At 56.4% G+C, this 12,303-nt stretch carries 9 protein-coding genes; 8 read left to right on the forward strand and 1 reads right to left on the reverse strand.

Annotated features, from left to right (window positions below; translation table 11 throughout):
- Positions 1–7: 7 nt before the first annotated feature.
- Entirely contained in the window at positions 8–1,216 is a 1,209-nt protein-coding gene (locus tag ACNA0J_RS20645) for an O-antigen ligase family protein (RefSeq protein ID WP_415820745.1), read from the reverse strand.
- Between the two features lie 475 nt (positions 1,217–1,691).
- On the opposite strand from ACNA0J_RS20645, the gene ACNA0J_RS20650 reads away from it, so the two are divergent.
- From ACNA0J_RS20650 to ACNA0J_RS20685, 8 genes are all read left to right on the forward strand, one after another.
- Positions 1,692–2,798, forward strand: coding sequence for an MraY family glycosyltransferase (locus ACNA0J_RS20650; RefSeq protein ID WP_415820746.1), 1,107 nt, complete (start codon positions 1,692–1,694; stop codon positions 2,796–2,798).
- 157 nt (positions 2,799–2,955) lie between these two features.
- On the forward strand, positions 2,956–4,377 hold the full coding sequence (locus tag ACNA0J_RS20655) for a mannose-1-phosphate guanylyltransferase/mannose-6-phosphate isomerase (protein WP_415820747.1): 1,422 nt from the start codon (positions 2,956–2,958) through the stop codon (positions 4,375–4,377).
- Between the two features lie 29 nt (positions 4,378–4,406).
- Positions 4,407–5,624, forward strand: coding sequence for a glycosyltransferase family 4 protein (locus ACNA0J_RS20660; RefSeq protein ID WP_415820748.1), 1,218 nt, complete (start codon positions 4,407–4,409; stop codon positions 5,622–5,624).
- Positions 5,621–6,757 (forward strand): glycosyltransferase family 4 protein, encoded by a 1,137-nt coding sequence (locus tag ACNA0J_RS20665; protein ID WP_415820750.1) that lies wholly within the window; start codon positions 5,621–5,623, stop codon positions 6,755–6,757. Before ACNA0J_RS20660 ends, ACNA0J_RS20665 begins: the two co-directional genes overlap by 4 nt.
- Positions 6,758–6,872: 115 nt before the next feature.
- Entirely contained in the window at positions 6,873–7,883 is a 1,011-nt protein-coding gene (gene galE / locus ACNA0J_RS20670; protein ID WP_415820751.1) for a UDP-glucose 4-epimerase GalE, read from the forward strand.
- Between the two features lie 48 nt (positions 7,884–7,931).
- Positions 7,932–8,867 (forward strand): class I SAM-dependent methyltransferase, encoded by a 936-nt coding sequence (locus tag ACNA0J_RS20675; protein ID WP_415820752.1) that lies wholly within the window; start codon positions 7,932–7,934, stop codon positions 8,865–8,867.
- 53 nt (positions 8,868–8,920) lie between these two features.
- Positions 8,921–11,170 carry a glycosyltransferase gene (locus ACNA0J_RS20680; protein WP_415820753.1) on the forward strand — a complete coding sequence of 750 codons (2,250 nt, stop codon included), beginning with the start codon at positions 8,921–8,923 and terminating at the stop codon, positions 11,168–11,170.
- Between the two features lie 7 nt (positions 11,171–11,177).
- Positions 11,178–12,302, forward strand: coding sequence for a glycosyltransferase family 4 protein (locus ACNA0J_RS20685; protein WP_415820754.1), 1,125 nt, complete (start codon positions 11,178–11,180; stop codon positions 12,300–12,302).
- The last annotated feature ends 1 nt before the right edge of the window (position 12,303 follow it).

Genomic DNA, 12,303 nt, shown 5'->3' on the forward strand with positions numbered 1-12,303 from the left:
GCCCGAGCTATCTGGGTGTTGAGGCTGTCGTCTGCTCGCGGCCTGGTGCCGACAGTGCAGTAAACAGTGCAATGAGTGTCACGTACAGACTCACCGTGCGCATGCCCCGGAACATGAGTTCGGTGACGCCAAAGACGGCAAAACCCAGGCATACCGCGAGCCCCATGGCTGCCGCTACACGTTGAGCCTGTGGCACGTTGCGGCGCAAGCGGCACGCGAGCAGCCCTGCGGGTGCGAAATACAGAATTAGCAGAGCGATGCCGCCCGGCACGCCGTTGGTGGCCAGCGCCAGCAAGAAGTCATTATGCGGTTCGCCGAAATCCCTCGCGACAAAGGATGAGACTTGGCCCGTGGCAGCGAGTTGCCGCAGCTTGTCTGAGAAAGTGGATTCACCGTCGATCCCCGACCAAGGGGATTGTTTGATCGTATGCCACGCTGCGCCCCATAGCTGCAGACGTATACACATGGACGTATCGGCAGTCGGAGCCACGGTGACGCATTCGTGAATTTCCTGAACGCCTTGCGCCACGCGCTCACGCAATGCCGGGCTGGACGCACCGATGGCCAACGCGACCAGGCCAATGCCCAGCAGTGCTGCCAATGCCCGCATTGGGCGGTGGAGCCAGCCGGCCAATGCGATGCCGATCGCCGCGAATACGGGGATGGCCATCCAGCCGGTGCGAGTTTGTGTCAGGACGAAGCCCAGGCAGGTGATCGCCGCGACGGCGAGTTTGAGCGCGCGTTCGGCTCGCGGGTGACGAGTGAGCTGCCAACCCAGGCTATAGAGCGTCAGCACGGTCATCAGCAGCATGAGGTTGCCGTAGCCGACGGCATTGAATTGGGGCGTTGGTGGGCGCTCTAACGTCGGTCCTGCCAAATAGCACACGATAGCGGTGGAGCCAATGCCCGCAGCGAGCACACCCCAGACGAAATGGCGCAGCCGATCACGGTCGATCAATAGAAAACCAGCCAGCAGGCAAGGAAAACCCAAGGCGACTCGCAGGCCACGCTCGATGCCGGGACCTTCCAAATGACCGTTGAGCGCCTGGCTGAGCAGTACGGCCGCCAGTGGCAGGCACAAGGCGAGCATCAGCCAGCGGTAGGGATGCAACTGCTGCAGCCAGTGCGGGGCAGGCGCGGTCAAGATAAGGCAGAGGCAGACGAAAGCCAGCAGGTAGAAGAGACCGCTGCCCCAGCCCACAGTGAGTGTCAGCATAGGCAGGAGCGCTACCAAGACAGTAATCAGTAGCGAGGCACGGGGTAAAGATGAAGGCGTCATGAAAAGAAAGCGGCAGACTGGTACGGCTAGGGCAGTCTATGATTGCCCTTGGGTATGCAACGAAAGCGTGACAAAATTGTTACATAAATTGTGTAAAATATTCTAAACTTAAACTAACCCGATGGAATCTTTTTGTGGTTTTTGCCACAGAGTGTGAAGGTTGGGGGATTCGTTGTGCGGCTTAGATCTCCAAGAACGCCGAATCCGAGGCTTTGCAGTAGCCAAGAGGAGACATCTAATCCAGCGAGTATAGCTGCGACGACTGAAATGAACCGATAGATACGCATGCATTGGTGTCCGGCGCGAAGGTTCGCGAATACCAGCGGATCAATCCAGAAACACTATGTATGGGTGCCTACCTATAGAATCCGCTCGGAACCCGGCAGTTTGGGGTTTCTAACACTGCTTTGCTATGCAATATTTGTTGACGGCATTTCTTACCTCGTTGGTATTCACTGCATTACTCGTTAGGTGCCGATTCTGGCGCAATGGGTGGACTTTGGATTCCGAACTCGGCAGCGTACAAAAATTCCACGCCAAGCCTGTGCCGCGAGTGGGTGGCCTCTCGTTGGTGATCGCTATGGCTGCCACCTGTATGGTCGCCGGCTTTCGCGAGCCGGAGGTCCTGTGGGGCATGCTGTTGCTGGGCCTGTCGGCCGCGCCCGCCTTTTTGGGCGGATTCGTTGAGGACCTGACCAAGCGCGTACGGGTCTTGACCCGTTTGGCGTTGGCGATGGCATCGGGGGCGTTGGCGTATTTTCTGCTCGATGCCGCGGTGACGCGGGTGGATATCATCGGCCTGGACTGGTTGCTGCAGTTCAGCGCCATCTCGTTCGTGTTTACCATTGTGGCGATCGGCGGTGCGGCCAATGCCTTGAATATCATCGATGGGTACAACGGTTTGGCGGCGGTGGTGTCGGCGATGATTTTCGCGGGTTTCGCCTATGTCTGTTTCTATTTGGGCGATCGCATGCTGCTGATCGTGGCCCTGGGGATGTTGGGCGGCGTGATCGGATTCCTTTTCTGGAATTATCCGCGTGGTCATATCTTCTTGGGTGATGGCGGCGCCTATTTCCTGGGCTTCATGATTGGCGAGTTGTCGGTGTTGCTGCTGGCGCGCCATCCAGAGGTGTCTGCCTGGTTCCCGTTGCTGCTGTGTATCTATCCCGTATTCGAGACGCTATTTTCTATTTATCGGAAACGGTGGCTGCGCGGTAATTCACCGGGCGCGCCCGACGGCGTGCATCTGCACATGCTGATCTACAAGCGTGTCGTACGATGGGTGGTGGGGTCGCGTGAAGCGCATCATCTGACTTGGCGCAATTCGCTGACATCGCCGTATTTGTGGCTGCTGTCGTCGCTAGGAGTGATTCCTGCCGTGCTGTTCTGGCAAATGCCCGTTGTATTGATGGTGTGCGTGCTCGCATTCGCCACGGGGTACGTCATGCTGTATCGAAAATTAGTGCTTTTCCGTATTCCCAAATGGATGATTGTGAGGAAGAAAAAGCATGGACGTTGATCGGTAATCCGTACGTTGGGCAGCCGTTTTTCTGCCCTTGCGGATTGCCAAATGGAGCAAAATAGCTCCAGGCTACTATTATTCATCATTCTGTCATCGGGAATCCTGCCTTTCTTCAGAAGAAGTCGCCATTCCCTTTAAACGCTAAGGCATCTTCATGCTGATCTCTGTTGTCCTGTCTGGTGGGGCGGGTACCCGCCTCTGGCCCGTCTCTCGCGAGGGCTATCCGAAGCCATTCATGAAGCTGGCGGATGGCGAAAGTCTGCTGCTTAAAACTTATCGGCGTGCGGCGGCCGTGGGCGCCAAAGACATTCTCACGGTCACTAATCGTGATTACTACTTCATGAGCAAGGATGAGATGGCGCAGGCGCAGCTTGATGTGTCTACCCAATTCCTGCTTGAGCCCGCCGGCCGTAATACGGCACCAGCCGTGGCGATGGCCGCGCATCTGGTGGCAGAGCGTTATGGTCCCGATGCCCTCATGCTGGTGTTGCCTGCCGATCATCTCGTGCAGGATCAAGACAGTTTTGCAGATGCAGTATCTCGTGCTCAGACGTTGGCCGAACAAGGCAAACTGGTCACGTTCGGCATCATTCCTACCGGGCCGGAAACCGGTTTCGGATATATCGAAACCGGTGCCGACGTAGGTGATGGCAAGCAGGTAGTGCGTTTTGTTGAAAAGCCCTCGCTGGACAAGGCTCGAGAATATGTCGACTCGGGCCGTTTTGTCTGGAATTCAGGGATGTTCTGCTTTAAGGCCGGCGTCATCCTGCAAGAACTCGCCGCGCACGCGAGCGATGTGGACGCTGCCACGCGCGCCTGCTGGGAAGCCACGCTTGCGTCGTCCGGTGACAACCTTGCCATGGCCGAGATTCCCGCTGCGGCGTTTGCCGAGGTGCCGGATATTTCTATCGATTATGCCGTGATGGAGCGTTCGTCCAACGTGGCCGTGGTGCCCGGCGATTTCGGCTGGAGCGATATAGGTTCCTGGGTCGCCGTGCGCGATTTGACTGCCGCCGATGATGTCGGCAATCGCGCCACGGGCAATGCGGTGTTCGTCGATAGCCATAACGTGTACGTGCAAGGCGATGACCGCCTGGTGGCCACCGTAGGGGTACAGGATCTGCTGGTCATCGATACGCCCGACGCTGTGCTGGTGGCTCATCCGGACAAGGTGCAAGAGGTCAAGCAGGTCGTCAAGCAGCTCAAAACTCAAGGCCATGAAGCTTATCGGCTGCATCGCACTGTGACGCGGCCATGGGGCACCTACACGGTGCTCGAGGAGGGGCCACGTTTCAAGATCAAGCGCATCGAAGTCAAGCCCGGTGCCAGCCTGAGCCTGCAGATGCATCATCATCGCAGCGAGCATTGGATCGTGGTGTGCGGTATGGCCCGGGTTGTCAACGGCGACAAAGAACTGTTAGTCGGCGCCAACGAGTCCACCTACATCCCTGCCGGCCACAAGCATCGCCTGGAAAATCCGGGCGTGCTGGATCTGGTCATGATCGAGGTGCAAAGCGGAGAATATCTGGGCGAGGATGATATCGTGCGTTTTGCGGATATCTACGGACGCACTTGACTCCAGATATGCGCGAGGACTCTTGCAATATGAGCGGTTCCTGGTGGCTGCAGTCTTTCGCGTCCTTTCGATACGCAACCATAGTGGGAGTCAAGCGTCTGCTGTATGTTGGGTTGCGAGTGATGGGGCGCGCCATGAAGGCCGTGCCTGGTCTGTCGCGCCTGACGTCGCCCCAGGCGCAACCGCTCAATCCGACACTTCGGACCCTGCATCGTGTGATGTTCAATCCGCAAGGAACAGACATCAAGGATGCCAGTTTTTCGCGAATCGACTGCGGTGACTTCGATGTGCTGTTTTCCAATGGGCCATTGTTGGATCGTCGCGGTATAGGCAGAGTCTGCCGCGAACAAATAGGGCAGTTGTCGACGCTATCGGCAAAGTCTGTCGAAAACCCCGGATACGCGCAAGCGGGACGACGCACCGTACGTTTCTACACTTCCGTGCACTGGTGTCCCGGCACGTTGCCGCCCAATACCGTGGTGATGGTCCACGATGTGATACCTCTGCTTTTTCCCGAGGAGTTTTCAAGATCGTTGGTCAGCGAATGGCGATATCGCTTCCGGCATATCTTGCGGCAGGCCGTGCATATCGTGGCGATCAGTCGAGCTACCGCACAGGCCTGCGAGCGCGTGTTCGATATTCCACGAGAAAAGATCAGCGTCGTTTATAACGGTACGACGGTATTGCCAGTGGCTCAACGCATGGATATGTCCATGCCGGACCTGCCCTATTTCGTATTCCTTGCTTCGGACGACAAGCACAAAAACGTAGACGTAGTGCTCGAGGCCATGTCCGACCCTGCCATGCGTGGCGTGGCGCTGGCCATGATAGGAGACAACAGGACCCAGGGTTGCGTGCGGAAGGTTAAGTCACTAGGCCTGTCAGACCGAGTGTGGTTCATGGGGAAACTCAGCGATGAGAGCCTGGGTCGCGTACTGGTTGACAGCGCCGGACTGGTGTTTCCCAGTTTGTACGAGGGCTTTGGTCTGCCTCCGCTCGAAGCGGCCTGGTTAGGCGTTCCCTCTATTTGTAGCGCGCGTCCCGCCATGGATGAAACGCTGGGGAACGCCGCAGTTTTCTGCGAGCCGGATGATGCCCAGGCCTGGGCCCGCGCCATGCATAGGCTTGCATTCGACAAGCAGTACCGAGATGACGTCGGGGCCAGAGCACGGCAGCGTGTGAGCGAGTTCAATTGGTCTAATTCGGCACGTCAACTACTGAACGTACTGGGAGCGTACGCGAAGTGAGAGTGGGATACGGTACGACGAATTTGGCCCGGGGGTTGGCGGGAAGCGGGGTGGATGGCATTGGCATCTACACTCGGGAATTGGGTCGAGCGCTGTTGGATGTCGGCGATGTGGGCTTGGTGCCCGTTGGATTCGGGCACAACATAAATACCGACGTGTTTCCGCAGGCACAAAGGCCCGTGTCGATGGGGCGTTATCCTGCGCTGGCAGGCTTGGGAGTGAGCACACCGTTTGCTTTTCGGGGCGAGTCCGCATTGGCGAATCAGATCGATTTATTTCATGCGACGGATAACCTGATTCCGAAGCTTTCGCGCATTCCTGTCGTAGCGACATTGGCCGACGCCTTTCCGTTATCCCATCCTGAGTGGATTCGTATGAAAAACGCCCACTTGAAATGCTGGTTATGGAAACGCGCCGCACGCTGGGCTGACCATATCGTCACCGTGTCGGAGTATTCGAAAGGGCAGATCGTCGAGTACTTCGGGATTGCTGCGCGCCGCATTACTGTCATTCCAGAGGGTGTTGGAGAGCGATTTTTCCAGCTGATCGCGTCAGCGGACCGGAAAACGGTGTTGTCGCGATACGGCCTGCCCGAGCAGTTTTTTCTGTCTATTGGTACGCTGCAACCACGTAAGAACATTGGTAATCTGCTGGACGCGCATGCTGCCTTGCCGGCAGCTGTGCGCACCGAATTTCCCTTGGTCGTAGTAGGCAGGGAAGGTTGGGGCAGCGAAACGTTGGTGAGGCGCCTGCAGGCATCACAGGCTGTGGGGACGGTGTACTGGTTACAGTACTTGCCAGACGAGGACTTGCGCGCCTTGATGCAAAGTGCTTCGGCCATGATCTTCCCGTCTCTGGGAGAAGGTTTCGGCTTGCCCGTACTGGAGGCATTTGCTTCCCGGTTGCCCGTTGTGACATCCGACACCACCTCACTGCCTGAAGTAGCGGGTCAGGCTGCGGTGTTGGTCGACCCGCGTGATCCACACTCTATTGCTGACGGCATGCGTCGAATTGTGGACGATTCTGCGCTAGCCAATCGACTCATAACTGCCGGGCTGGCGCGTGCCCGCTTGTTTACCTGGCAAGCATGCGCCATCCGCACGCAAGCTGTCTACCGATCTGTACTGACGTGAAAATGTTCAACGATTACTCTGCTGCTATGCCTGCATCGCTGCTCGCACTATCGATTTGGTCAGGCTGTCCCTTGGAGCGAGGGCGTTCAATGGCTGTTCCGAGAGAAGGGTTCAAATGAAAACGATATTGATAACGGGTGGCGCAGGCTATCTCGGCTCGCACATGGCTGTGCGGCTACTTGAAGCGCAGCGAGATATTGTCATTTTCGACAATTTGAGCAATAGCAAGGAACAGGTCCTCGATCGTATCGAGGCCATCACCGGCAAACGCCCTGCTTTCGTCAAGGGTGATATTCGTGATCGACAAGCGTTGCGGGAACTGTTCGCCACTCACGAAATAGACTCAGTCATCCATTTTGCCGGCCTGAAGGCGGTGGGCGAGGGCGAAGCCGAGCCGCTACGTTATTACGACAATAATGTACTAGGCAGTGCCGCCCTGTTCATGGAAATGGCCAGCGCCGGGGTCAGGAAAATCATTTTCTCGTCTTCTGCCACCGTTTATGGTGACCCGGGTTACCCTGACTACCGCGAAGATACGCCTGTGGCACCGGTCAGTGTTTACGGCCGTACCAAATTGATGGTAGAGCAGATTTTGTGCGATGCGCTCAAGGCTGATCCTGCCTGGCGTGTAGCCATTTTGCGTTATTTCAATCCCGTCGGGGCGCATGAATCTGGGTTGATCGGAGAGGATCCCAGAGGCATACCCAACAACTTGATGCCATTCATGTCACAGGTGGCATCAGGTCAGCGGGAATATCTGTCGGTATTCGGAGGTGATTATCCGACCGTCGACGGCACCGGCAGGCGAGATTACATCCACGTGGAGGATCTGGTCTCAGGCCACTTGGCGGCGCTGAATGCTTTGGAAGGGCAGGCCAATCCCATTGTGGTCAATTTGGGGACTGGACAGTCGACCAGCGTATTGGAGATGGTGGCTGCGTTTGGCAAGGCGGCGGATAGGCCTATCCCTCACCGAATAGTGGCCCGTCGCCCGGGCGATTTGGCAGAGTATTATGCCAATCCAGCGAAGGCCAGGGAATTGTTGGGGTGGCAGGCCAAGCATGATATCGAGCGTATGTGCAGAGATACGTGGCGTTGGCAAACGAAAAACCCAAATGGTTATTGAATAGAGGTAGCAAACGTGAAGCCGTTCATTAAAAGAGTAGTTCGTCGGATGGCGAAGATGCCTGTCATAGGGCGTTTCGTGAACATCGGCATCGCGGTGGTTCGACTGCCGCATTTCCAGGAAGAGCAGATGCCCACTCTGCTGCAGGCGATTTCCGACGTCAATCATCGTCGGCTGGAGCACGACAATTTCATTCAATCCGTGCCTATCGCGTTGCGTCAGAATACGTTGGACTTGAATAAATTAAAAAAGACGGTGTCGGATGTTGAAAACCTGGTTGCCGAGCTAAAAGAGTCGCAAAGCGCGGCCGCCGACAAGAAGCAGACGATAGAAGAAATCAAGGAATCCGTTGGCTATCTTTTGGGCCGGATGGAGTTTGTCCGCCGTGAACTGATGTTTGAAATGCGCTATGGCGCCTCGGGTGGAGCCGCAGAAGGGGATGACCAGATCACGGCCAACACCAAGGTGCTGAATCAGGAAAAGCTCGAACAGGCGCGTGCCAGCGCTTTACGGCTGAATTTGGGTTGTGGTCATGTGCCGCTAGATGGCTATTTGAATGTCGATCGGCGGGGCTTGCCCGGTGTGGATATCGTGGCCGAGATCGATCAATTGCCTTTCGGCGATGACGAGATCGACGAGCTGTTCTCGGCGCATGTGCTGGAACATTTCCCTCAGGAACAGCTGCGACGTGAGCTATTGCCCTATTTCCACAGGCTGCTCAAGAGCGGCGGCGAGTTTCGTGCGGTGGTGCCCGATGCACAAGCCATGATTCGCGAGTACGGCAACGGCAATTATCCCTACGACGATATGCGAGAGGTTCTATACGGCGGGCAGGACTATGACGGTGATTTTCACTTCAACATGTTTACCCCTGATTCGCTGAGCGGATTGCTTGTGGAAGCAGGGTTTGGCGATGTGACTGTCATCGAGGCCGGGCGCAAGAACGGTAAATGCTACGAGTTTGAGATTTCAGCAAAAAAGTAAACCGTATTGCGTTTGTCGCAACCTTACCGAAATTACATAACATGCGGGTGAGCATGGATCAGTCCTATCCTTCTTTCACAATCGTCATCAACACGCTGAATCGGGGCGCCGTGCTCCAGAAAACACTGGAGAGCTTCCAGTGGCTGAAATACGATGGCGAGTTCGAGGTCGTTGTCGTCAACGGGCCTTCTACCGATAATTCCGAAGAGGTCATTGCGTCGTGGCTTCCGAGAATTCGGGCGGGCAAGTGCGATGTCGCCAATTTGTCCGTGTCGCGCAATGTGGGCATTTGCATGGCTCGCGGTGACATCATCGCATTCATCGATGACGACGCAGTACCGGAACCGGAATGGCTGCAGCAACTGGCCGAGGCCTACCGCCGCGACCCTCAGGTGGGTGCCGTTGGCGGATTTGTGTTCAATCACACGGGCTACCATTTCCAGTACAAGTATGGCTTGGTGGATCGTTTCGGCAATGCCGATCTTACGCCTTCCAGGGCTCACCCTCAGCTCTCGTTTCCCAAAAGCAGCAGCTTCCCCCATCTGCTCGGGTGTAACTCATCATTCCTGCGTTCAGCGTTATTGGAAATTGGTGGGTTCGATGAGGAGTTCGAGTATTTTCTTGATGAAACCGATGTCTGTCTGCGTATCGTCGATGCAGGCTATCTGATCGGTCAGCTGCCCAACGCCTTTGTCCATCACAAATATGCGCCAAGCAATATTCGTGGCGAGAACAAAGCAGTGCGCTACCGCTATCCCATCATCAAGAACAAAATTTATTTCATGCTCAAGCATGCCCGCGAATATTATTCGTTGGATCGTGTCATGCAGGAGCAGGATTCTTTTCTGCAGTCGCAACGCAATGATGTGAATTGGTGTCACGGTGAGCGGCTGTTGTCCGACGAGGACGTAAAACGCTTTAATGTGGATATGGAGCGCGCCGTCGAGGTGGGCCTGCAACGCGGTTTTGAGGGGACGCTGCCGGACGGTCTGATCACTCCGGCCAAACAGCAGAAGTATGCGGGCGAATTCCTGCCCTTCGAGCCAATTCACAATCCGAACGCCAAATGTCTGGTGTTGGTATCCAAGGATTTTCCGCCCGGACACGGCGGTGGTATCGCTGTTTTCAGCCAGAACCTGGCCGAGGCGCTTGCGCAAGAAGGGCATATCGTTCATGTCATCACGCATAGCCCCGACATTGATCGTGTCGATCTTGAACATGGCGTATGGGTACACCGGATCGTCCTGAAAGATCGAGAGAGAACGCCGGAGGCTGTTTCCCGGCAGGTCCCGCAACATATCTGGAACTGGTCGGCCAGCGCCTTGGCCGAAGCCCGGCGTATTGCAGAGCATCGAAATATCGATGTCATCGAGGCTCCCATCTGGGATTGCGAGGGCATTGCTTTCTTGCTGGATGGGGCGTGGCCTTTGGTAACCAGCCTGCATACGACGCTGCATTTCTGGATCGCTTCGCATCCGGAAAAATCCGCAGACTCGAAATGGATGGAAAGCTTCGGCACGCCCATGCTCTCATTGGAGCGCGAATTGATGCTCAAGGCCGACGCGGTACGGGCCAATAGCAAGGCCATCGTCGAAGAAATTCAAAAAGCTTATGGATTCGATTTCCCGGTCCAATCAACTCGCGTCGTACCGCATGGCATGGCGGATGTAGCAGTGTCTGCCGTTGAAGACAGCGACCATCGCGGCGACGCCGTCAATGTCCTGTATGTGGGTCGTTTAGAGCCGCGCAAAGGCATCGATGTCTTGCTTGAGGCCATCCCCGTGGTCATGGAAGCTTGTCCTTCTGTGCGTTTTACGCTGGTCGGCGATGATACGTTGCCAGGCCCCGACGGCAGCACCTACAAGAAAGCGTTTCTGAAGCGGCATTCCCGGCAGGCTTGGTTATCGAGCATCACTTTTGCTGGACGCCTCGAGCAGGAAGCGCTGTTGCAAGCCTACGCACAAGCCGACGTTTTCGTCGCGCCTAGCCGCTTCGAGTCATTTGGCCTGGTGTTTCTGGAAGCAATGAGAGTGGGCAAGCCGGTGATTGGTTGCCGCGCGGGCGGGATGCCCGAGGTCGTGGAGGACGGCAGCAATGGCTTGCTGGCTGAACCTGGCGATGTGCAGTCCCTGGCTCAGGCCATTATCAAGTTGGTTGACAGTGCGGACCTGCGCGACCAGATGGGACGGGCCGGTTTGCAGCGCTTTCAGGAACACTTCACCGCTCGGCGGATGTCGGAGAAAAGCGGTGAACTGTACGAGATCGCGACGGCAGCACATCGCGAACGGGCAAACTCACTGTGAACCTATCATGAGAGTCGCCTATTTGGCTGGAGTCTGCGTAGCGCACGACGCCATTTCCAATGCTATTCATAGCGAAGTTCGATGGCTGAAAGAGGCCGGGCACGAGGTCCGGCTATTTACCTATCGATGCGATTATGGGGATATTCCCCATAAGCAGGTCAGTAGCCTATGGCAGGTGATGTCCGATCCGGGATTTCAGTCCGCCGATATCGTGGTTTTTCACTTTGGTGTGTATTCCGGTCTGTTTGACTTGCTGATGGTAACGCCCCGGCATGCCAAAAGGATCGTCGTTTTTCATAACATTACGCCCAAGCAATTCCTGCCTCCGTCCGCGGCACCGCTGATCGAGCGCTCGTTCAGACAAATGAGCAATATTGTCTTTGCGGATCATGTTGTATGCGTCAGCGATACCAATCATGACGTCTTGCTCTCGGCAGGAATCACCGTTCCCTGGACCAAGCTGCCATTGGCAATACGGGATGATTTGGTGATGCCTGCCAGCAAACCGAGTTTTGTTGATGGTTTGCCGCGCATCGTGTTCCTGGGCCGTTTCGTCCAGTCCAAGGGGCCGGGCGAATTGTTGGAGGCAGTACGGCGTGTTCTGGACGGCAATCCTGACAGGCGCCTGCAGCTGGATCTGATTGGCAACCTGGATTTTTCGGATCAGGCCATCATTGCCCAGGTGAGGCTGCAAATTGACGCTTTGCATCGGATGTTTCCAGAGCGTGTGCGCGTGGCGCTCAAGGGGAGCGTGGCGGACAGCGAGAAACAAGCGCTCCTGGCAGAGGCGGACATCTTCGCGCTGCCTACTTATCACGAGGGGTTCTGCGTTCCGATCTTAGAGGCGCTCGCTTGTGGTTGTCGGGTCGTTTCCTACGAGAACAGCAATGTGCCGGCGGTGTCGGGCGGCTTGGCCTCGCTGGTGCCCACGGGCGATGTCGAGGCTCTGTCCCGCGCGCTCGACGACGCGTTGCGGGACATCGATAGCAAGGATTGGGCGAGCACCGGCTATCATGCGTATGCAGAGCGGGCCAAGGCTCATGTCGCACAGTTTCATCCTGATGCGGTGCGTCGCAGTTTTCTGAGATTTATAGAACGCATGTCAGGCGCATGGCGCCAGACCGCTGCGTAAC

It is taken from the genome of Bordetella tumbae (assembly GCF_965139195.1).
GTDB classification, from domain to species: Bacteria; Pseudomonadota; Gammaproteobacteria; order Burkholderiales; family Burkholderiaceae_B; genus Bordetella_A; species Bordetella_A tumbae.

What these genes read in the sequence shown, in the direction of transcription:
- ACNA0J_RS20655 (WP_415820747.1), top strand. Translation starts at nt 2,956, where the DNA reads ATGCTGATCTCTGTTGTCCTGTCTGGTGGGGCGGGTACCCGCCTCTGG.
- ACNA0J_RS20650 (WP_415820746.1), top strand. Translation starts at nt 1,692, where the DNA reads ATGCAATATTTGTTGACGGCATTTCTTACCTCGTTGGTATTCACTGCA.
- ACNA0J_RS20680 (WP_415820753.1), top strand. Translation starts at nt 8,921, where the DNA reads ATGGATCAGTCCTATCCTTCTTTCACAATCGTCATCAACACGCTGAAT.
- ACNA0J_RS20675 (WP_415820752.1), top strand. Translation starts at nt 7,932, where the DNA reads ATGGCGAAGATGCCTGTCATAGGGCGTTTCGTGAACATCGGCATCGCG.
- ACNA0J_RS20685 (WP_415820754.1), top strand. Translation starts at nt 11,178, where the DNA reads ATGAGAGTCGCCTATTTGGCTGGAGTCTGCGTAGCGCACGACGCCATT.
- ACNA0J_RS20645 (WP_415820745.1), bottom strand. Translation starts at nt 1,216, where the DNA reads ATGCTGACACTCACTGTGGGCTGGGGCAGCGGTCTCTTCTACCTGCTG.
- galE (WP_415820751.1), top strand. Translation starts at nt 6,873, where the DNA reads ATGAAAACGATATTGATAACGGGTGGCGCAGGCTATCTCGGCTCGCAC.
- ACNA0J_RS20660 (WP_415820748.1), top strand. Translation starts at nt 4,407, where the DNA reads ATGAGCGGTTCCTGGTGGCTGCAGTCTTTCGCGTCCTTTCGATACGCA.